The sequence below is a fragment of the Microbispora amethystogenes genome (assembly GCF_016863015.1).
In the GTDB taxonomy this organism is placed as follows: Bacteria; Actinomycetota; Actinomycetes; order Streptosporangiales; family Streptosporangiaceae; genus Microbispora; species Microbispora amethystogenes.
This window is the reverse complement of sequence record NZ_BOOB01000055.1, coordinates 1-20,569: the sequence shown is the minus strand read 5'-3', so window position 1 is coordinate 20,569 and position 20,569 is coordinate 1. Positions and strand designations below refer to the sequence as shown.

Genomic DNA, 20,569 nt, shown 5'->3' with positions numbered 1-20,569 from the left:
GAGGGACACGGCCCGGCGGTCAGCGGTAGGCGTAGCAGTAGTTCGACTTGCCCTTGAACCGGTGGAAGGCCTTCGGGTCGTGGAAGCGCCATCGGCAGCCCGCGTCGCGCTGGCTCTGGGAGAGGTACATGGTGTCGCCCTTCCGCTTGACGCAGTACGCACCGGGCGTGGGCGACTCCCGGTACTCGACCCACTCCCAGCCGAGGCTCACGCAGTACTCGGTGAAGTGTCCGCCGCCCAGCTCCACGAGCCGCAGGGCCGGCGCGGGCGACGGCTTCGGCGACCTCGATGCCGGAGGATCCGCGGGGACCGGTGTGGCCGTCTTCGAGCGGCGGACGGTCGGCCGTGCGGTGATCGTCCTTGTCGGGCCCGGCCGGGTGACGACCGGCCCGGCCGTGGGCCGGCTCACCCGCGGCCGGGGTGAAGAGGCCGGTGAGGAGGCGGGCGAGGCGGACCGCGAGGCGGTGGTGCGCGACGGAGCCCCGGACGGAGACGCGCCTCCGCCGGTCCCGGCTGAGGCGGCGGCCGGGGCCGTGCCGGCCGCCGCCGCCCGCTCCGTCAGGGAGGGCCCGCTTCCCGCGGACGGCCGGCGCAGCGACGGCAGCAGCGCGACGGCGGCGACCAGCGCGGCCACCACGACCACGGCGGCGACGGCGGTCCCCACGACGCGCCCGCGCCGACTGCGGCCCGCCGCCACGACCGGCCCGGACGCTGAGGGCACGGGGGGCAGAGTAGCCGGAGTGGGCGCGGCCGGGGTGGGCACGGACGGGGTGGGCGCGGCCGGGGTGGGCACGGACGGGGCGTCGTGGCGGGGGCGCACGAGGCGGTCGAGGATCTCCCGTGCGGCCGGGCGCCGGTCGGGGTTCTTGGCGAGACAGGCCGTGAGCAGGTCGCGCAGCGGCGCCTCGACGCCGTCCAGGTCGGGTTCCTGGTTGAGGATCCGGTTGATGATGGCGGGGATCGCGTCGGCGCCGAACGGCGCGCGGCCGGTGGCGGCGAACACCATGGTGGACGCCCAGGCGAACACGTCCAGGGCGAAACCGAGCTCGCCCGCCGTGAACTGCTCGGGCGCCATGTAGGCGGGAGTGCCGACGACTTGGCTGGTCACGGTACTCGTGCCGACGAGAGCGCGGGCGATCCCGAAGTCGATGACCCGCGGCCCGTCCGGTCCGATCAGCACGTTGTGCGGCTTGAAGTCCCGATGGACCACCCCGGCGTCGTGCAGGGCGACCAGCGCCGTGGCCGTGGCGATGGCGAGCCGTTCGAGCGCGCCGCCCGACATCGGCCCGTGCGCGGCCACCACCTGGCTCAGCGCGTGCCCCTGGACGTACTCGCTCACGATGTAGGGCCGGCCGCCGTCCACGCCGGACTCCAGCACCTGGGCCGTGCAGAACCGGGCGACCCTGCGGGCGAGCTCCGTCTCGCGTACGAAGGCGTCGTGGGCCGCGGCGTCTCCCCCGAGTCGCGCGTGGAAGAGCTTGACCGCGACCAGGCCGCCGGACTCGCCCTCGCCGAGGTAGACGACGCCCTGCCCTCCCTCGCCGATCCTGCCGGTGATGCGGTAGGAGCCCAGGCGACCGGGGTCGCCGGGCTCCAGCGGCTGCGGCATGACTCTCCGGTGGGTCGGGGGCACGTACGGCGCTCCCATTATCCCGCCGAAGATCGGCGGCAGGGCCGGGTTCGCCGGACCGATGCCCTGAGGGCCGCCGAAGGCGTGCGCCGGGCACCCCCGCGAGCGGCGGGGATGCCCGGCGTGCTCCTCCTGGTCAGGAGAGCGTCATCGGATTTCGCCGGTCAGGACGCGCCGCAGGTCAGGCTGGGCGTCTCGGCGCTGCCGCTGCCGGTGAAACCGAAAGTGGTGGTGCCGCCCGCGGCGACCGTGCCGTTGTAGGACTCGTTGCGGACGGTGACGGCCGAGCCGGAGCCGGACCGGACGCCGTTCCACAGCTGGGTGATGGACGCGGAGCCGGACCAGTTCCAGCTCACCGTCCAGCCCCTGATCGCCGAGCCGCCGGCGCTCACCGTGACCTCCGACTGGAATCCGCCGGGCCAGGAGTTCACCGTCCGCATCGTCGCGCTGCATCCGCCCGGCTCCACCGTGGGCGACTCCGACGGGCTGGGCGAGGGGCTGTCGGAGGGAGTCGGGCTGGGGCTGTCCGACGGGGTCGCGCTCGGGCTGTCGGACGGCGTCGCGCTGGGGCTCACCGGCGGCGTGGGGCTGGGCGAGGTGCTGGGGACGGCGGCGTTGAGGGCGTCGAGGACCGAGGTGTAGGCGGCCTTCTTGTTGCCGTTGCCGTCGAACAGCAGCGGGGTGTCACCCGACCGCCACGAGTCGCTGTCACGCACGCCCCACACGGTGATGCCGTTGCACCGCGGCACCGCGAGGCAGTCGTTGACCACGTTGGCGTAGGTCTGCGCTGATGCGCCCTGGATGTCCAGCTCGGTGATCTGCACGTCCACCCCGAGCGCGGCGAAGCTGGACAGCGTGGTGCGGTAGTTGCTGTTGTACGGGCTGCCGCTGTTGAAGTGCGACTGGAAGCCGACGCAGTCGATCGGCACGCCGCGCTGCTTGAAGTCCTTGACCATGTTGTAGACGCCCTGCGTCTTGGCCCAGGTCCAGTTGTCGGTGTTGTAGTCGTTGTAGCAGAGCTTGGCGTCGGGGTCGGCGGCCCGCGCGGTGCGGAAGGCCACCTCGATCCAGTCGTTGCCGGTGCGCTGGAGGTTGGAGTCGCGCCGGCCGCCGTTGCTGTCGTCGAACGCCTCGTTGACGACGTCCCAGGCGTAGATCTTGCCCTTGTAGTGGGACATGACGCCGTTGATGTGGTCGATCATCGCCTGGCGCAGGCTGCTGCCCGACAGCGACTGCATCCAGCCCGGCTGCTGCTGGTGCCAGGCCAGCGTGTGGCCACGAACCCGCTTGCCGTTCTGCACGGCCCAGTTGTAGATCCGGTCGGCGTTGGTGAAGGTGAACTGACCGCGGTTGGGCTCGGTCGCGTCGATCTTCATCTCGTTCTCGGCCGTCACCATGTTGAACTCACGGTTCGCGATGGTCGTGTACTGCGAGTCGCCGAGCTTGCTCGCGCTGATCGCGGTGCCGAAGTAGCGGCCGCTGCGGGCCGCCGCCGCGCCCAGTGTCGAGGCGGGCGGACCGGCCGACGGACTGACCGACGGGCTGGGCGAAGGGCTGTTCGGCGGCGTGGGCGACGGGGAGGGTGACGGCGAGCTGGGCGTCGTGCTGTTGAGGCCGAGGAAGTTGATGGCGTAGGCGATCTGGCCGTTGAGGGGCAGCGAGTGGCCCTGGCCGGAGACGCTGACGCCCTCGACGGGCGGCTGGGTGCCGTTACCGCCGTACCGGGTGCGGGTCCAGCCCGACGACGGGGTGTCGGTGGCGGCCGGCGTCTGGCTCACGCCGTTGAGGTTGGTCCACTGCTTGATCTCTTCCCCGAAGTTGTTGTAGTGCAGCGTGCTGTCGGTGGTGCCGTGCCACAGCTGCATGCGGGGGTAGGAGCCGGTGTATCCGGAGTACATCGAGCGGGCCAGGTCTCCCCACTGCTGGGCGGTCTTGCTGACCTGCCCGTTGGCGCACTGACTGTTCCAGGTGGAGCCGTCGGTCGTCGCGAAGCAGCCCGCAGGGACGCCCATGAACGCCGAGCCCGCCTTGAACACGTCCGGATACTCGGCGGCGAGCACGTTCGTCATCATCGCGCCGGAGGAGACGCCGCTGACGTAGATCCGGCCGGGGTCCACGTTGTAGCGCGACCTGGCGTAGTCGACCATCGACATGATGCCCACGGGGTCGCTGCCGCCGCCCCGCCTGAGCGCCTGGGGCGAGTACACGTCGAAGCACTGCCCGCTGCGGGTGGCCTCGGGGAACACGATGATGTATCCGTACTGGTCGGCCGCGGTGACGTAGTCCCGGAAATACCCGCTGTACAGCGCGGACGCGGTTCCCGTGCAGTAGTGGACGGCGACCAGCAGCGCCGGCCGGGAGGCCACCCGGTCCGGCACATAGATGTACATGTTGAGGTTGCTCGGGTTGTTCCCGAAGCTCGTCACCCGGGTCAGCGAGGCCGCGGCGGCCGGCTGGGCGACCAGTAACGCGGCCAGCGCGACCACGGGCATCAGCATGGCCGCCAGCACGGCCACGATGCGTCGTCTCACGTGAGAGTTCCTTCCTCCGGTCGCACCGGCCCGGTGTCGCGCCGGCGACACCCGGGATCGGGCTCCCCGCACTGCTCCGAGATCGCGGGACATCGGGCCACGCCTCCACCGGATCCTGCGCCATTTAATGTTTCAGAAGACTGCCTAAAACTTTCCGACGTCACAACCGACGGCTGGTTCATGTGGAAGCCAACCGAAAGAGCCAAAGCTCACGAGACGACCATGCCTTCCAGGAGGATGCGGATCTCGGAAACTTTCAGGCAAGCGTCGAAAGATTCCGAGCGCGTTCGGCTTTTCGACACCACCTGCGGGAGGAGCGCCCGGACCAGGTTGTTGACCACGCTGTCGCGGGCCCGTGACAATGTGTGCGTCCCGGGCCCGCTGGGTGCTGGCACGCCGACAGGGCCGGGACGGTGTTCGGCCATGACGCGATCGGCGCCGCGTCCTTGGGAAAGGGACCACGCGCGTGCGGCTGCCCCGGCGCACCCTGCCCGCCTCATCGAGGGCCGCGAGGAGAAGGCGGGCACTCGCGGGAGCCCTGCTCGCCGTCGCGGCCGTCGCGTGCGGTGGGAGCGCGCCCCCGTCGCGCGGGAGCGCGTCTCCGGCGACCGCCGCCGGGGCGGTGTCGTGCGCCGTGCCCGACACCCGGCCCACGGTCAGGTTCCTGGACGCCGACACCGGCGTGGCGAACCGGGCCGCCGGGGGTGGCTGCACCGTCAACGACCTCGTCGACGACGAGCGCGCGTGGCCGGACCACGGCGCGTTCACCGCGCATGTGGACGAGGTCGCCCGGCGGCTCAGCCGCTCGGGGGTGATCAGCGAACCGGAGCGCGCGGCGCTCACACGCACCGCGGACCGGTCCGGCATCGGGCGGCCGGACGGACCCAAACCGTACCGGTGGATCTTCGACGGCACGCGGGCGTCGTTCGGCGACTGGGGTTACGTCGGCGACCGGGGCTTCGCGCTGCGCGACGACGGGACCGTGGTGACCCTGGCCACGCCCGCGGGCGGCGGGCTCGGCCTGCTCTGGTACCGGCCGGAGCGGTTCGGCGACTTCTCGCTGCGCCTCCGGTTCCGGGACGAGCGGGCCGGGGGCGCCGACGCGCGGTCGAACGGCGGTGTGTTCGTACGGTTCCCCGGGGTGGACCCCGCCGCCCACCCGGAGTGCGGCACCGGCGACCCCGCCTGGGTCGCGGTCAACTGCGGCCACGAGATCCAGATCAACGACACCCCCGAGGGCGGCGCCGGCGACCCCAGCAAGACCGGGTCCGTCTACGGGTTCGCCGACCTCGGCCTCGCCCGGGCCCGGCCGACCGCCAAGGGTGTCTGGAACGACCTGGAGATCCGCGTGGTCCGGCAGCACTACACGGTGATCCGCGACGGCGAGGTCGTCAACGAGTTCGACAACGTCCCCGGCCTCCCGTTCCCCGGGCGCCCGGCGGACCCCGGGACGAGCGGCCGCCAGTTCGCGCGGGGCCACATCGGGCTGCAGAACCACGACGGCGGGTCGGTCATCGCGTTCCGCGACATCCGCGTACGCGACCTGGGCCGGTAGGCGGAGCAGGGCGGCGGGCCAGGGTCAGCTCTTCGGCTTCGCGCAGGTGTATCCGGACGGGCGGTCCGGCTCCAGGGTCACCTGCCGCAGCACGGTCGAGTCGATGGAGATCCGGAAGGTCTCCTGGCTTGCGCAGTCGTACAACGCGTAGGCGCCCTCGCGCTCGCCGAGCAGCAGCAGTTCCGCGCCGCCGCGCAGCGCCTTGCCGCTGTCGCGGTCGGTGAGGACCACCCACTGGTCCTGGAAGCCGGCCATGGCGAGGAGCACGCTGGCGGGACGTCCCTTCTCCGCCACTTCGTGTGCGTCGCCCTCCATCCGGCCCATGAGCGCGAAGCCCAGCCCGATGCCGGTGAAGGCGGCGACCACGATCTTCATGCCCGCCCGGCCCGCCGGGCGCGGCCTGAGCAACCGGAACGGCACGAGGAAGGCCAGCACGCCGATGACCACCGCCGTGATCACGACGGCCACGAGGGACGCGCCGTCGCCGAGGCCCAGGTAACCGAGGAAACCCCAGTAACTCGCCCCGCACCACAGCGCCCCCGCGCTCGCGGCGGCCCAGGGGCGCTCCCGTACGGCCCGGGCCAGGCGGAGGAGGCTGCCGCGGGTCGCCTTGTCGAGCAGCCAGAGGACCGCCACGGCGATGCCGGCGAGCAGCGCGCCCACGATGATCAGCAGGACCAGCGTTCCCACCAGGCGGCCGAACATGGTCGCCTGGTCGATGCCCGCCTGCTCCGGGTTGATGTTGAAGACGCCGTACACCTGCTGGATGCCGAGGTACAGCAGCGCGTAAAGGGCGATGGCGACGGGAACCACGACGGAGCCGCTGCGCTCCAGGAGGTCGACGACGCCGGCCTTCTCCTCCGGCTGGGGGATGGTCATATCTGTTTCGTTCCGCTAGTGATCGTTGTGCCGGAACATGATGACAGCCAGGAAGAACGATCAGTGCACGGGGCCGCCCCGGGAGATGACGCCCGTCAGGCCAGGAGGGCGCGCCAGCGGTCGGCCGACTCCATCATGTCCAGGCTGACCCGCTCCAGGAACGCCCCTCCCCTGGCCAGCCGCTGTCCCACGGGACCGTCGAGCCCGACCGTCTCCGCCGCCGCCATCGAGACCCGGGCCGCCTCCAGCGTCTGCCGCGTGCTGGTCACGATCGAGTGGTACCACGCCTCGTTGTCGACCACGTAGACGTCGCGACGCCGCCGCGGATCGCGCTCACGCCGGACGAACCCGTGCTGGACCAGGTAGTTCACGGACATGGAGACGGAGGCCGGGCTGACCTTCAGCCTGCGGGTCAGCTCGGCCGCGGTGCGCCTGCCGTCCTCGGACAGCAGCAGGTCGAGGTGCACGCGCGCGATCATCCTCGGGAGGCCCGTCCTGACCGCCATCTCGATGATCTCCTCTTCCATCGAACCAGGCGGCGGCCCGGCCACGGCAGAGGGAGCCGGCGCGTCACGCCGTGCCCGCCGGACCGTCGCCTGGTGCGCCTGCTGGGGCCGGTAGCCGCCGGGTCCGCCGTTGCGCCCGATCTCCCGGCTGATCGTCGAGGTCGGCCGGCCGAGCCGCCGGGCGATCTCGGCGTAGGAGAGCCCGTCGGCGAGCCCGGTCGCGATGCGCTGGCGGTCCTGCTGGGTCAGTCGTCCTCCTGGCATGCCGCCAGTATTGCCTTCGCCTTCATTCATTGCAACGCCTCATTGCGTTCGCGGTCAGCGCCATTGCATCAAATTAGGGCTATTCAGCTGGGCAAATACACTTTCGCCCATTGACGTTTTGCATGAACGCAACGTAGCTTTCGACATACACCGAAACACGTACTATCGCGAAATGAGGAACGGCGATGGGTGACTCCCTCCACACCGTCACGACGCTGCCGACGGCCCGTCGGTCCGGCTGCCCCTTCGACCCGCCCGAGGAGCTGATCCAGGCCCGCGAGCACGGCCCGATCAGCCGGTTCCCCTTCCCCGACGGGCACCAGGGCTGGCTGGTCACCGGATACGACCTGGTCCGATCGGTCCTGGCCGACTCGCGGTTCAGCTCGCGCAGGGAGCTCATGCGCCACCACCCGCTGGTCGACTACGGGGACGTCGAGGTGCCGCCGGCGCCGCCCGGCGAGTTCCTCCTCATGGACGATCCGCGGCACGGCCGCTACCGCAAGCCGCTGGTGGGCAAGTTCACCGTACGGCGGATGCGGCAGCTCACCGAGCGCGTCGAGCGGATCACCGCCGACCACCTGGACGCCATGGAGAAGGCCGGGCCGCCGGCCGACCTGGTGACCGCGTTCGCCAGGCCCATCCCCTCCGTCGTCATCTGTGAACTGCTGGGGGTGCCGTACGAGGACCGGGGCTCCTTCCAGGAGCACATCGACAAGTTCCTCGGCGGAGAGGCCGGCGACGAGGAAGTGCTGACGGCCTACACCGCGACCCAGGGGTATCTCGCGGAACTGGTGACGGCCAAGCGCGCGAACCCCACCGACGACGTGCTCAGCGACCTCACCGACAGCGACCTGACCGACGAGGAGCTGCGGGGGATGGCCCTGATCCTGCTGGCGGCGGGATTCGACACCACCGCGAACATGCTGGCGCTGGGCACCTTCGCACTGCTGAGCCACCCGGCGCAGCTGGCCGCGTGGCGGGCCGATCCCGCGCTCACCGACCGGGCCGTGGAGGAGCTGCTGCGGTATCTCACCGTCGCCAAGACGTTCATGCGCACGGCGCTGGAGGATGTGGAGCTGGGCGGCCAGACCGTCGAGGCCGGTACGACCGTCATCCTGTCGTACCACACCGCCAACCGCGACCCCGAGCGCTTCGCCGACCCCCACGTGCTCGACCTCGGCCGGGAGAACGGAGGGCACCTGGCCTTCGGCCACGGCATCCACCAGTGCCTGGGGCAGCAGCTCGCCCGCGTCGAGATGCGGGTCGCGCTGCCCGCGCTGATCGATCGATTCCCCACGCTGCGCCTCGCCGTACCGGCCGGGGAGGTCGGCCTGCGCCCCGAGACCGCCGACATCTTCGGGGCCAAGAACCTGCCCGTCACCTGGGACGCGTGATCCGGGCGAGTCCTTCGCCGCCGCGCCGTCCGCCGCTCAGCCGGAATATTCCGTCACACCCTACTGATTGACTGGGGTGAACCCTTCGCACCGGAGGAGCGCCAGGTGAGCAGCATCATCCTTCCCGAGGACCCGTTCCACCGCAGGCTGCATCACGTGGCGCCGGCCGGTCTCACGACCGAGACCGCACAGACGGGCGGCATGACCCGGCGCGCCGCCGTCAGCGGCGCCACCGTCGGTTCGAGCCGCCTGTGGATGGGCCAGACGCACGTAGCCCCGGGAACCGTCTCGGCGAACCACCACCACGGCGACTCCGAGACCGCCATCTACGTGGTCAGCGGCACCCCGTCGTTCGTGTTCCTCGACGTCGACGCCGAGGAGCCGCGGGAGGTGCGGATCGACACGAAGCCGGGAGACTACATCTTCGTGCCTCCGTTCGTGCCCCACCGGGAGGAGAACCCGGACCCCGGCCTGGAGGCCGTCGTCGTCATCGCCCGGAGCACCCAGGAGGCCATCGTGGTCAACCTGCCCGAGCTGAAATGGACCGGCCCGGTCCGGACGACGGCCTGACCGGCGCCGCCGGCGCACCGCAGGCCGCGTCAGGTCGCTCCGCTCGCCGCTCCGAAGACCTCCGGGGCGGCGGCGAGCGCGCGAGCGACTTCGATCACGGTCTCACGGCGCCGGGCGAGGGCGGCCTGGTCGGTCTCCTCGTCCAGGACGAGGCGGCACATCCGGGGCACCGCGAAGTTCCACGCGATCAGCCCCATGAGGGTGAACAGCAGGTCCTGGGCGGCGCGGACCCGCGCACGCTCGGGAAGGTGGGGGGCGACGCCCTCGCCCGTGAGATGGCGCACCTTCTCTCGGAAGCCGTCACGGCGTTCCCGCTCGCTCTCGGCGGGTCCGTCGCACATCTCCAGCGCCTCCCAGAGCAGCAGCCTGATCAGCTCCGGGTGCTCGCGGTACCAGTCGAAGATCTGCCCCACCGACTCGGCCACCGCGTCGGGATCTATGGAGACGGAGACGCGGACCTCCTCCAGCTTCGCCCGCAGGACGGCCGCGAACAGCTTCTCCTTGCCGCCGTAGTACAGGTAGATGGCCTGCTTGTTGGCCTTGGCGGCCGTCGCGATCCGGTCGACCCTGGCCCCCGCCAGACCGTGCTCGGCGAACTCGGCGGCGGCGGCGTCGAAGATCCGTCGTCTGGTGTGCTCCGCGTCGTAGGCCATGGACGGATTAAACCATCCGGTTGACTCCTCTCCCCACAGACGGCAGGATCGAGCCCGGAAGTAAAACAACCAGATGGTTTATTTCATCGGAGGCTCCCCGTGACCACCGCGACTCCCATCCCCGTTCGCCCGCCGTTGCCGAGCGCCCTTTCCGGCAAGACCGCCGTCCTCATCGGCGGCAGCTCGGGCATCGGACTGGCGGCGGGCGTCCTGCTGCGTTCGGTCGGCGCCCGCGTCGTGCTGGTCGGCCGCGACCCCGACCGGCTGAAGGCCGCCGTCGCCCGGGTGCGGAGCGCGGGCCCGGCCGAGGATCCCGGCGACGCCGTACTGGCCGTCGCGGGCGACGCGGGAGACGAGCGGACCCTCGCCGAGGCCTTCGACAGGGCGGGCCACGCCGACCACGCGCTCGTCACCGCGGGTGGTCTCAGCGGCGCCGGCCCCCTGACCGGCCTGTCGGCCGACGACATCCGTACGACCCTCGGCGCCCGCCTCTGGCCGGCCTTCGCCGTCGCCCGTGCGGCGGCGGAGCGGCTTCCGGCGGGCGGCTCGCTCACGTTCAGCTCCGGGATCCTCGTGCTCCGCCCCGCCCCCGGGCTGAGCGCCCCGCTGTCGGTCGCCGGCGCCGTGGAGACCCTCACCAAGGCCCTCGCCGTGGAGCTCGCCCCCGCACGGCTGCGCGTGAACACCGTCCGCTTCGGCCGGATCGACACTCCGCTCATCCGCTCGCTGCCCGGACTGGACTCCGATGCCGCCGTCGCCGCCGCGGGGTCCACCGCTCCCCTGGGCCGCATCGGCACGGCCGAGGAGGCCGCCGCCGCGGCCCTCTTCCTCATGGCCAACAACTACGTCACCGGCCAGGTCCTCACCGTCGACGGCGGCGAGTCCCTCACCTGACCGGCACCACGCCGGGACCGGCCCGCGCGTACGACCGCGTCCTCGCGCACGACGGCCTCCTCGCGGACCCCGTCGGACGTGGAAGACCCCCGGCCGGAAGGCGTCCGGCCGGGGGTCTCTCCTCAGCGAGGCGTCAGAAGGTGGGGTAGATGTCGTAGGTCCCGCCGCCGACGCCGTAGTAGTTGGAGCCGGTGGCCCAAATGGTGTCGTTGATCAGCGGCTTGTACAGGAACGCCTGTCCGGTGGAGAGGTTGAACCCGCACTCCCACAGCCCGGCCGCGGTGTTGACGCAGTTCTGCCCGCTGGTCCAGCTCAGCGGCGAGTCGCCGCGGAGGGTGATGGTGTTGCCCGCGCCGGGGTTGTAGTGGACGCGGATCGTGGTGTTGTAGGTGGAGGTCGCCTGGATCCGGCCGCCGAGCGAGGTGCGCACCGACGCTCCGCCGGAGGACGTGGCGGTCAGGACGCCCCCGAAGAGGCTGATCGCCGAGCTCACCTGGTGCAGGGTGACGGTGACCTGCGCGGTGCCGTTCGCGGGCACCGTCACGGTGCTCGCGCTCAGGGTGAACAGGCCCGCCGGGGCGGCCGTCGTCCCGGCCGCGTCGGTCGCGGACACGGCCAGGTTCAGCGACACCGCGGAGGCCGTGTCGTTGGCGTAGGTCACGGTCTGCGTGGCGGTGGGCTGGGCGGAGGTGACCGACAGCGCGGCGCTCGGCGGGTTGGCGGTGAGCGACTGGCTGACCGCCCGGGCCGCGTCGACCCGGCCGGTGCCGTACGTGTAGGGGGTGGAGCCCGCGGCCGCCGCGGCGGTGCCCATCAGGGCGTCCTTCAGCCGCTGCGCGCCCCAGGCGGGGTGACGCTGCTTCACGAGCGCGGCCGTCCCGGCGACGTGCGGCGTCGCCATCGAGCACCCGCTCATCGTGCCGTAGCCGCCGCCGGGCACGGCCGCGGTGATGTCCACGCCGGGGCCGGTCATGTCGGGCTTCAGGCCCTGGTCGCCCACCGGACCGCGGCTGGAGAAGCTCGCCACGGTGTCGGTCAGGTCGACCGCCCCCACGGTCAGCGCCTTGTCGGCGACGCCGATGGAGCTGATGGTGGACGTGCCGGGGCCGTAGTTGCCCGAGCAGACGACGAACAGCGCGTTGTACTCCGAGGTCAGGCTGTTGATCGCCGTCGCGATCGGGTGGTCGGCGTAGCCCGGGCCGCTCTGGATGCTCATGCTGACGATCTTGGCGCCCTGCTGGCCGACCGCCCAGTTCATCCCGTCGATGATCCAGGAGTCGTAGCCCCAGTTCTCGTCGCTGAGAACCTTGCCGACGACCAGGCTCGCACCGGGGGCGACCCCCTTGTACTGGCCCCCGGAGGCGGCGCCGGTCCCGGCGACGGTCGAGGCGGTGTGCGTGCCGTGCGAGTTGCCGTCCTCGACGCCGTTGGCGTTGCCGGTGAAGTCCGCGGAGGCGACGACCTTGCTGACGAGGTCGGGGTGGTCGGTGTCGTAGCCGCTGTCCAGCACCGCGACCTTGACGCCGGTGCCGTCGTACCCGCTCGCCCACGCGGTCGGCGCGCCGATGTGCGGGACGCTCTGGTCGAGCCCGGCCGTCACCCTGCCGTCCAGCCACAGCTTGGTGACGCCGCCCTGCAGGCCGGTGGGCTTGGCGGAGCCGCCGGTGAGGCCGCGCCAGGCGCCGGGCGCGTCCTTCTTCCCGATGGCGAGCGCGCTGATGCCCAGCCGGGGGAAGGCGCGCCGGCTCTTGGCCGCCCCGCCGAACGCGGCACGGGCCCGGTCGGCGTTCTCGGTGGTCGTGCTCTTGCCGTAGGTGGTCATGACCGGGATGGACGGGCTGCGCTCGTCGTCGTAGCCGTCCGCGATCAGGGTGCCGACCTCGAAGAGTTCGGGGTCGAGGCGGCCGGCCTTGATGAGGGCGGCCGCGTCCGACGGGACCACCGACACCTGGTCGCCGTGGTCGGTGACGTCGAAGGTGATGCCGGTACGCCCGTCTCCCGGCTCGGCCGACAGGACGCGCAGGTCGTGGCCTTCCACTCGCGCCCGCACGACGTCGCCGGTGACGAGGGTGACGGTGTGGTCGCCTGCCTCGGGTGCCGCGGCGGCTCCCGTCGCCGCGGAGGAGCCGGTGGGGACCGCACTGGAGAGGGCCGGAGGGAGGGCTGCCTGTGCCGCGGTGGACACGGCGGGCAGGCCGAGGAGGGCGGCCGTCGTGAGGGCGACGGCCACGGATGAACTTCGCAAGGGTTGTCTCCCGGTTGCTGCGAGTTGATCAATGCGGCATCAGGCTAGGCTCCCCCGGGCTTATTGGGAATTGTGCGGAATTCGTGTATTTGAGCCGATCCCATGATCAGAAAATCGGCGTGTCGCATGTCGATGAAAGCGGTTCCAGTGGCAGTGGACCCGGCCGCGCGACGAGATCGGCAGCGGGCCACTCGCCTGTGGCTTCGATCACGCCCGCCGACATTGTTTTCCCTGTCGCCCCTGGTGTAGGGGCCGCCGCCTCGCCGGGCCCCTTATCCGACGGCGCGCCGCATTCAGATTTCGACCGCCCGAACTTCACGTGAAAGCGGCGTAACAGAGTTTTCGTTCGTTGAATTTTTGCCCACTTCGCGGCCGGGTCGCGGACATGGTATGGAGCCGCGGGCGCGCCGGAGGTTTCCCCGCATGACATCCGGGAGAACGCACGGTTTCGCACAGGCGGAAAGGGTGGCCGTAAACGAGTTCCGGGCGCCGCGCATCGGCTGGTCGTCTCGGAGGTCCATTGACCGGTTGTTGACAAAAAGTTAGATTACGTCGGCAGATTCGGGGGGCCGGGTACCTGAAGGGAGACCGTCCTCATGCTGCGACGAGTCCTGATCTCCGCCGCGGCCGCGGTGTCGCTCCTCGTCCTGGGTGTCCCGCCGGCGGCCCACGCCGCGGACGGCATCCGGACTCCGTCGAAACCCTCCTACACCGTCACCCTGAGCAGCAACGCCTCGGGCACCACCTGGACGGGCCACGAGAGCGTCACCTTCACCAATGCGTCCGCCGACCCCCTGACGGAGGTCTACCTCCGGTTGTGGGACAACGCCCACGGCGCGTGCCCGTCCACTCCGATCACGGTGACCAACGTGACCGGGGGCACGGCGTCCGCCCTCTCCGTCGGCTGCACCGCGATGAAGATCGCGCTCCCCGCCGCGCTCGCCCAGAACCAGAGCGCCTCGGTCGGCTTCGACCTGAGCATCGTGGTGCCCAGCGGCGCCGACCGGTTCGGCCGCGACGGGTCGTACAACTTCGTCGGGAACGCGCTGCCGGTCCTGGCGGTGCGCGACGCGAGCGGATGGCACCTCGACCCCTACACGAACAACGGGGAGTCCTTCTACGCGCTCATCGGCGACTTCGACGTCACGCTCGACCATCCGACGTCGCTGCTCGTGCCCGCCACCGGCACGTCCGTCGACACGCCGGGCGCCTCCGGCCGTACGGTCACCAGGGCCACCGCGAAGAACGTCCGCGAGTTCGCGTGGGGGGCCGGGCCGTTCACGAAGACCACGGGCACCACGACCACCGGCGTCACGGTGAACGTCTACCGGGTGAGCTCGATCAGTTCGAGCAGCGCGAGCTCGATGATGACCACCGCCAAGAACGCCCTGGTCGCCCATGCCGGGCGGTTCGGCGCCTTCCCGTACGCCGAGGTGGACGTGGTGCTGGACAACAACTTCTGGTTCGGCGGCATGGAGTATCCCGGTTTCGTGCTCGACGTGATCAGCTCCACGGCGCTCGCCCACGAACTGGCCCACCAGTGGTGGTACGGCATCGTCGGCGACGACGAGTACACCAGCCCGTGGCTGGACGAGTCGTTCGCCGACTACGCCACCGACCTCTACAACGGCCTCTCCGGCACCAACTGCTGGAACAGCGTCTCCTGGCAGTCGTCCGCCGAGAAGATCACCAACTCGATGGCCTACTGGGACGCCCACCCGAGCCGCTATTCGACGGTCGTCTACGGCTACGGCAAGTGCGCGCTGCACGACCTGCGGCGCACGATCGGCACGACGGCCATGGAAAACCTCCTGAGGAACTACGCCGCCGCCCACTGGTACGGGATCTCGACGACCGCGGACTTCAAGGCCGCGGCCCAGGCCGCGACCTCGGTCAGCCTGTCGTCGTTCTGGACCACGCACCGCATCGACGGCTGACGGCCGAGACGGATCGCGACCGCCCGGGCCGCCCGGCCGGTCGCGCCCGGTCGGCGCCGTCCCTGTCCCCCGGGCCGCCGGGACGGGGCGCCGCGAGCTGCCGGACCCGTTCGGCCGCCTCGACGGCCCGGCCGCCGGCCTGCCGGCCGCGCTCGTGCGCGAGCGGCATCCGCCGCCGCATCACTCCGCCGTGCTCGTCCCGCCCCTCCATGTCCGTACCTCCGTCATGCCCGCCTTCTTCCCTGCGGCACGGCCCCGACTCACGGGCGGCGTACTCGTCGCCCGGCGAGGCGAACGGCGGTCTTCGCCGCTCGCGCGACAGGGCCGCGGCGACGGCCCTCGTCCGGTCCACGGCGTATTCTCGTGCGCCGTTTTCCCCGTGCGCCTTTTTCCCGTACGGACGGCCCGGATCGTCGTTGAGGGCTCCCCTCATCCCCGCTTTCGGCTCACCAATTCTTCTCCCCCAAGCGCATTCCGATACGGCGATATTCGGATCGAGCGGAAGTCCTCGCAGGCAGAGCCATCGCCGCAGCCCAGAGCGCAGGCAGGCCTCGCATAGTTCTCAACCGCAATCCCCCTATACGGCTGTCTGACTTCGGGCAATACCGCCGGTTCTCCCATTAGTCAATCCATTGATCGAGCCTGGAAATCGTGAAATACCGGATTCGCCCCGATAGATACCCGGCAAGGAGGAAATCCTTCGTGAACCTCTCCCCCACCACCAGGACCACGGGACGCTTCGCCCGCCTCGCGACGGCGCTCGGCGCCGGCCTCGTCCTCGTGGCCGTCGCCGGCGCCCATCCGGCCGCCGCCCAGGACCCGGGCAAGGACACCACGACCCAGGCCATCGAGCCCGCCGGGGCGGTGCCCGGCGGCTTCGCCTCCTGGAAGGACCTCCTCGCGACCCAGGAGCGGCTCGTCCGAGCCGCCGACCGCATCACCGCCGCCGTCGCGCAGGAGCGGAACGGCGGCGGCTACGCCGGCATCGTGGTCGCCCCCGAGAACCACGAGCTGCGCCTGTACTGGAAGGGCCGCACCTCCCAGGCGATCGACGGGCTCGTCGGCCAGCTGCGCGGTGACGTCTCGGTGAGCGTGCTGCCCGCCCGGCACTCGGCGGCGGAGCTCACCGCCGCGATGGCCCGGATCGCCAAGAGGGCCGGCAGCGCGATCACGTCCATCGCGCCCCGCGTGGACGGCTCGGGCCTTGACGTCACCGGCCTCGACGCCTCCAGGGCCCGCTCGGCGGCGTCGGGCGAGACCGTGCCGATCAGCGTGGAGACGGGCGTCCGCCCGCAGCTGGCCACCCGCTGGAACGACTCCCCGCCCTGGTACGGCGGCGGCGCGTGGCAGTCCCCCGGCGGAGGCTGCAGCACCGGCTTCGCGGTGACCTACGGCGGGTCGAGCAAGATCCTGTCGGCGGGTCACTGCGCCGCGCTGGGCAACACGGCCACCGACCCCACCGGTGAGGTGATCGGCAGCGTCACCCAGGACAACAACGGCCTGGACGTCCTGCTGATCAACACCAGTGCCGCGGGCCGCGTCTTCAACAACCCCGTCGGCAACGTGTCCACCGAGTTCACCAACCAGGTCATCGGCACCACCAGCAGCTACGTCGGCATGTGGCTGTGCACCTCGGGCGCCTACTCCGGCACCAACTGCACGATCCAGGTCCAGCAGACCGGCGTGACCATCAACGTCGGCTACCTGATCACGGGCACCGTCCGCGCCGAGCAGACGGCCCACCTCAACGCCGTCGGGCAGGGCGACAGCGGCGGCTCGGTGGAGGTCGTCAACTCCGCCAACACCAACCAGGTGTACGCGGCGGGCGTCAACACCGCCATCGACACCAGCACCGCCGTCACCTGCACCGGCTACGTGACCAGCGGCCGGACCTGCGCCTGGCGGATGTACTACTCGCCGTGGAGCAACGCGACCTCCGCGTACCCCGGCATCGCGATCACGCTCGGCTGAGCCGGCCACCGGCCCGGCTTTAGGCGGGCGGGGCGGGACCCGGCGCGCACGACGGGTCCCGCCCCGTCACGATCATCACCATCGCCACCGCCCGTACCCTCACCGACGAGGGTGCGGGCCGTGGTGGTTCCCACCGACAGGAAGGGCCGCCGATGAACCGGCACGAGCAGGACGATCCGGCTGCCGGAGCGGCCGTGGCGGGCCGGGGCGGGCCTCCGCCCCCGCGACGCCGGGCGACGACCGCCGGCCGGATCGGAGCGGCGCTGCTCGGGGCGCTGACCGCGGGATGTCTGCTCACCACGGCGGCCTGCGCCTCGCCGGCCTCCGGCGAGGGCGGCGGCCCCACGGCCCCGGGCGGGACGAGCGGCGCCTCGGACGCGACACCGCGCAGCGCACCCGCCAACTCGCCGGGCGGCGCACCCGCCGACTCGCTGTCCGGCGCACCGGCCAACGCACCGGCCGACGCACCGGCCGACTCACTGGGCAACGCATGGAGCGGCGCACCGGGCGATCAGGTGAAGCTCGCCCGGACGGCGGACCGGATCGACGCGGCCCTGCGTCGCGACTTCCCCCGTCACTACGCGGGCATCGTGCTGGCCCCCTCGGGGCGCCGTCTGATCGTCTACCGGCGCCCGTCGGCCCGTCTGGACGCCGCGCTGCGCAGGCGGTTCCCGGGGGCGCCGGTCCAGATCCGCGACGCCCCGCACGCGGCCCGCGAACTGGAGGCGCTGGCCGCCCGGGTGCGCCGCGACATCGGCTATTGGCGCCGGCGTGGCGTGACCGTCACCTCCGTGGCCGTCCGTCCCGACGGCACCGCGGTGGAGGTGGGCGTCACCGGCGTGGCCCGGGCCTCCGCCGCGCTGCGGCGGCGGTACGGCTCCGCGCCGCTCACGGTCGTGGAGGCCGGGCCCACGCTCGTCCCGGCGCGCTGAGGCCCGTGCGGTCCCGCCTCACGGCACCGCACGGGCCGGCCGGCCGCACCGGTGCGGGGACACCCGCCGGGTACGGCGGCGTCAGGGCTTGATCGCGACGCCGCCGTAGGCCCAGGCGTGCCCGCCCGGGATGTACTCGAAGCCGTCGTCCGGCCGCCACCGCACCACTTCGACCAGGCCCGGGTCGATCACCCGCCAGCCGTCGAAGAACGGCAGCACCTCGGCGAGCGTACGGGGCACCATGGGGGCGGTGCTGTTGTCGTACGGCTTGGTGAACTCCTCCCGGTTCACCTTGGGGGCGAAGTCGAGCGTGATGTGGGACAGCAGCAGGTGGCTGCCCGAGGGGACCGCCTCCTTGAACCGCTCGACCAGCGCGTGCGGCTCCTCGTCGTCGGGGAGGAAGTGCAGGACCCCGGCCAGGATGACGCCCACCGGGCGGGTGAAGTCGATCACTTCCCGGACCTCCGGGTGGGACAGGATCGTCTCCGGCTCACGCAGGTCGGCCTCGATCACCGTCGTCGCCCCGGCCACGCTGCCCCGCAGCAACGCGCGGCCGTGGACCAGGACGATCGGATCGTTGTCGACGTACGCCACCCTGGCCCGCGGGTTGGCCTCCTGCGCGACCTCGTGGGTGTTGCCCTGGGTCGGGATGCCGGTGCCGATGTCGAGGAACTGCGTGATCCCCGCCTCCGCCGCGAGGTAGCCGACCGCCCGGCGCAGGAAGGCGCGATGGGCCTGGACGCCCTCCCGCGTGCCCGGGGACGCCTTCAGGAGCTGCTCGGCGGCCTCACGGTCGGCCGCGAAGTTGTCCTTGCCGCCCAGCAGATAGTCGTACACCCGCGCCGGATGGGGGATGCTCGTGTTTATCCGCGAGGCAGCGGACTCGTGGGCCGTCGAGTGGGACATGCGTGCTCCTTGCCGTCCCTCGCCGGGGGCTGGTCCCCCGGCGAGAAAGGTCACCGTGTAGGAATCAGGCGCGGGTCCATCGCTGGTTCGCGCCGCCGTTGCAGGACCAGATTGTCAGCTTGGTGCCGTTCGCGGTGGCGTTGTTGGGCACGTCCAGGCACTTGTTCGCGCCGACGGCGGTGATGGTGCCGTCAGCGTTGAAGCGCCACTGCTGATTGTTCTGGCCGTTGCAATCCCAGATGATCACATTAGTGCCATCCGCCGTGCCCCGGTTGTTCACGTCCAGGCACTTGTTGCCGTACACGCGCAGTTCGCCGGAGCTGGTCGAGGTCCACTGCTGGTTCGTCTGACCGTTGCAGTCCCAGATCTGCGCCTGCGTGCCGTTGGTCTGGGAGGCGACGTCCAGGCACCTGCCGGACCCCACCCCCTTGATCGCGCCGGCCGAGCCCGGAGGAGGTGTCGGCGTGGCCGAGGGGGTGACGAGGCCCCCACCGGTCACGACGTACATGGCCGACCCGTGCGCGGGCACGGACGCGCTGATCGTGCCCGTCGAGGAGCCGGTGCTGTGCGCCCACAGGTCACGGACCGAGTAGGAGGACGCGGCGCCGAGACCCAGGGCGGAGGTGGTGGTGGACACCGTCGCCGTCGAGGTGCCCCGGTTGAGCAGCACGACCGCGACGGATCCGTTCGACATCGGCTTGCGCCAGACCTCGAGGTTGCCGTTGTCGCTGATCTTGCTGCCCTGCCGGCCGCCCCAGTCCTGGTTCACGGCGATGACCTCGGTGTTGGTGAGGATCGTCCGGGTGTCGGCGCTCATCGTGCGGAGGTCGTTGCCCGCGATGAGCGGCGCGTTCAGCAGCGCCCACAGGCTGAAGTGCGCCCGGCCCTCGGTGCCGGTGATCGAGCCGTTGCCGACCTCCAGCATGTCGGGGTCGTTCCAGCCGCCCGGCCCCGCGTAGCCCTCGAGCCCGACCTGCTGGTCCAGGATGCCCATGACCGAGTTCCAGTTCGCCTGGATGTCGCCGGTGTTGCGCCAGGAGTTGCCGGTCTGCATGCCCCAGGTCCAGACGCTCTCCTGGCCCCAGTTGCACAGGCTGAAGAGGATCGGGCGCCCGGTCGCGGCGAGCGCGTCGCGCATCGCCTGGTACCGCTGCTGCCCGTTCTTGCCCTGGTGGTCGCCGCAGTTGTCGTACTTGAGGTAGTCGACGCCCCAGGACGCCCACAGGGCCGCGTCACGCCGCTCGTTGCCGAGGCTCGCCGGGTAGCCCGCACAGGTCGTGAGACCCGCCGACGAGTAGATGCCGAGCTTCAGGCCCTTGGAGTGGACGTAGTCGGCCACCGCCTTGATGCCGTTGGGGAACTTCTGCGGGTCCGGCACCAGGTCGCCGCTGGAGTTGCGGCTCTTGGTGGACCAGCAGTCGTCGATGTTCACGTACTGGTAGCCGGCCGCCGCCATGCCGCTCGACACCATGATGTCCGCGGTCTGCCGGATCAGGCTGTCGCTGACGTTGCAGCCGAAGCTGTTCCAGTCGTTCCAGCCCATCTGGGGCGTACGGGCGAGCCCGTTGTCCAGGGCCGCTGCCGGGGTCGTCGCACTGCCGATCGCGACCAGGGACCCGGCGGCGAGCGCCGCCGCCGTCGCCCAGCGGAGAATCCTGCCCATCTGACTGCTCCTCGACATCGTGTTCGTCAGGGGGTGGTG

General features: G+C 71.4%; 16 protein-coding genes. 7 read left to right on the top strand and 9 right to left on the bottom strand.

The genetic code is table 11. From position 1 onward, the window contains the following. Positions 1-19: 19 nt before the first annotated feature. Both Mam01_RS31385 and Mam01_RS31380 read right to left on the bottom strand, forming a co-directional pair. A complete protein-coding gene (locus Mam01_RS31385) occupies positions 20-1,609 on the bottom strand; it encodes a serine/threonine protein kinase (protein ID WP_204288807.1) in 1,590 nt (529 codons plus the stop codon). Between the two features lie 185 nt (positions 1,610-1,794). Then, positions 1,795-4,161 carry an extracellular catalytic domain type 1 short-chain-length polyhydroxyalkanoate depolymerase gene (locus tag Mam01_RS31380; RefSeq protein WP_204288806.1) on the bottom strand — a complete coding sequence of 789 codons (2,367 nt, stop codon included), beginning with the start codon at positions 4,159-4,161 and terminating at the stop codon, positions 1,795-1,797. A gap of 466 nt (positions 4,162-4,627) precedes the next feature. Here Mam01_RS31380 and Mam01_RS31375 point away from each other — a divergent pair, with 466 nt between their 5' ends. Then, the gene (locus tag Mam01_RS31375; protein ID WP_204288805.1) at positions 4,628-5,716 is read left to right on the top strand and encodes a 3-keto-disaccharide hydrolase; all 1,089 of its coding nucleotides are present in this window, start codon (positions 4,628-4,630) and stop codon (positions 5,714-5,716) included. Positions 5,717-5,740: 24 nt separating this feature from the next. On the opposite strand, the gene Mam01_RS31370 is transcribed toward Mam01_RS31375, so the two are convergent. Next, positions 5,741-6,595: a hypothetical protein gene (locus tag Mam01_RS31370; protein ID WP_204288804.1), complete on the bottom strand. Its 855-nt coding sequence runs from the start codon at positions 6,593-6,595 to the stop codon at positions 5,741-5,743. Between the two features lie 95 nt (positions 6,596-6,690). After that, the gene (locus tag Mam01_RS37785) at positions 6,691-7,365 is read right to left on the bottom strand and encodes a helix-turn-helix domain-containing protein (protein ID WP_373868734.1); all 675 of its coding nucleotides are present in this window, start codon (positions 7,363-7,365) and stop codon (positions 6,691-6,693) included. Positions 7,366-7,550: 185 nt separating this feature from the next. Here Mam01_RS37785 and Mam01_RS31360 point away from each other — a divergent pair, with 185 nt between their 5' ends. Together Mam01_RS31360 and Mam01_RS31355 are read left to right on the top strand one after the other, a co-directional pair. After that, positions 7,551-8,759, top strand: a complete 1,209-nt coding sequence (locus Mam01_RS31360; RefSeq protein ID WP_204288803.1) for a cytochrome P450 — start codon at positions 7,551-7,553, stop codon at positions 8,757-8,759. 105 nt (positions 8,760-8,864) lie between these two features. Further along, positions 8,865-9,329, top strand: coding sequence for a cupin domain-containing protein (locus Mam01_RS31355; protein WP_204288802.1), 465 nt, complete (start codon positions 8,865-8,867; stop codon positions 9,327-9,329). Positions 9,330-9,358: 29 nt separating this feature from the next. Here the strand turns inward: Mam01_RS31355 and Mam01_RS31350 are convergent, their stop codons facing one another. Beyond that, positions 9,359-9,982, bottom strand: coding sequence for a TetR/AcrR family transcriptional regulator (locus Mam01_RS31350; RefSeq protein WP_204288801.1), 624 nt, complete (start codon positions 9,980-9,982; stop codon positions 9,359-9,361). 99 nt (positions 9,983-10,081) lie between these two features. Between Mam01_RS31350 and Mam01_RS31345 the strand changes: the two genes are divergently transcribed. Continuing rightward, a complete protein-coding gene (locus tag Mam01_RS31345; RefSeq protein ID WP_239101759.1) occupies positions 10,082-10,876 on the top strand; it encodes an SDR family oxidoreductase in 795 nt (264 codons plus the stop codon). 133 nt (positions 10,877-11,009) lie between these two features. On the opposite strand, the gene Mam01_RS31340 is transcribed toward Mam01_RS31345, so the two are convergent. Further along, positions 11,010-13,121 (bottom strand): S8 family peptidase, encoded by a 2,112-nt coding sequence (locus Mam01_RS31340; protein WP_204288800.1) that lies wholly within the window; start codon positions 13,119-13,121, stop codon positions 11,010-11,012. A 596-nt stretch (positions 13,122-13,717) separates the two neighbouring features. Here Mam01_RS31340 and Mam01_RS31335 point away from each other — a divergent pair. After that, complete coding sequence (locus tag Mam01_RS31335; protein ID WP_204288799.1) at positions 13,718-15,058, top strand: M1 family metallopeptidase; 1,341 nt, start codon at positions 13,718-13,720, stop codon at positions 15,056-15,058. On the opposite strand, the gene Mam01_RS31330 is transcribed toward Mam01_RS31335, so the two are convergent. Continuing rightward, positions 15,015-15,410 carry a hypothetical protein gene (locus tag Mam01_RS31330; RefSeq protein ID WP_204288798.1) on the bottom strand — a complete coding sequence of 132 codons (396 nt, stop codon included), beginning with the start codon at positions 15,408-15,410 and terminating at the stop codon, positions 15,015-15,017. The genes Mam01_RS31335 and Mam01_RS31330 overlap by 44 nt on opposite strands. Before the next feature lie 350 nt (positions 15,411-15,760). On the opposite strand from Mam01_RS31330, the gene Mam01_RS31325 reads away from it, so the two are divergent. Together Mam01_RS31325 and Mam01_RS31320 are read left to right on the top strand one after the other, a co-directional pair. After that, positions 15,761-17,029, top strand: a complete 1,269-nt coding sequence (locus Mam01_RS31325) for a chymotrypsin family serine protease (protein ID WP_204288797.1) — start codon at positions 15,761-15,763, stop codon at positions 17,027-17,029. Between the two features lie 152 nt (positions 17,030-17,181). Continuing rightward, complete coding sequence (locus tag Mam01_RS31320) at positions 17,182-17,961, top strand: hypothetical protein (RefSeq protein WP_204288796.1); 780 nt, start codon at positions 17,182-17,184, stop codon at positions 17,959-17,961. A gap of 81 nt (positions 17,962-18,042) precedes the next feature. Here the strand turns inward: Mam01_RS31320 and Mam01_RS31315 are convergent, their stop codons facing one another. Continuing rightward, positions 18,043-18,867, bottom strand: a complete 825-nt coding sequence (locus Mam01_RS31315; protein WP_204288795.1) for an SAM-dependent methyltransferase — start codon at positions 18,865-18,867, stop codon at positions 18,043-18,045. Between the two features lie 64 nt (positions 18,868-18,931). Continuing rightward, positions 18,932-20,530: a lectin gene (locus tag Mam01_RS31310; RefSeq protein ID WP_204288794.1), complete on the bottom strand. Its 1,599-nt coding sequence runs from the start codon at positions 20,528-20,530 to the stop codon at positions 18,932-18,934. Positions 20,531-20,569: the final 39 nt, after the last annotated feature.

What these genes read in the sequence shown, in the direction of transcription:
- Mam01_RS31315 (WP_204288795.1), bottom strand. Translation starts at nt 18,867, where the DNA reads ATGTCCCACTCGACGGCCCACGAGTCCGCTGCCTCGCGGATAAACACG.
- Mam01_RS31310 (WP_204288794.1), bottom strand. Translation starts at nt 20,530, where the DNA reads ATGGGCAGGATTCTCCGCTGGGCGACGGCGGCGGCGCTCGCCGCCGGG.
- Mam01_RS31385 (WP_204288807.1), bottom strand. Translation starts at nt 1,609, where the DNA reads ATGCCGCAGCCGCTGGAGCCCGGCGACCCCGGTCGCCTGGGCTCCTAC.
- Mam01_RS31360 (WP_204288803.1), top strand. Translation starts at nt 7,551, where the DNA reads ATGGGTGACTCCCTCCACACCGTCACGACGCTGCCGACGGCCCGTCGG.
- Mam01_RS37785 (WP_373868734.1), bottom strand. Translation starts at nt 7,365, where the DNA reads ATGCCAGGAGGACGACTGACCCAGCAGGACCGCCAGCGCATCGCGACC.
- Mam01_RS31320 (WP_204288796.1), top strand. Translation starts at nt 17,182, where the DNA reads ATGAACCGGCACGAGCAGGACGATCCGGCTGCCGGAGCGGCCGTGGCG.
- Mam01_RS31350 (WP_204288801.1), bottom strand. Translation starts at nt 9,982, where the DNA reads ATGGCCTACGACGCGGAGCACACCAGACGACGGATCTTCGACGCCGCC.
- Mam01_RS31335 (WP_204288799.1), top strand. Translation starts at nt 13,718, where the DNA reads ATGCTGCGACGAGTCCTGATCTCCGCCGCGGCCGCGGTGTCGCTCCTC.
- Mam01_RS31370 (WP_204288804.1), bottom strand. Translation starts at nt 6,595, where the DNA reads ATGACCATCCCCCAGCCGGAGGAGAAGGCCGGCGTCGTCGACCTCCTG.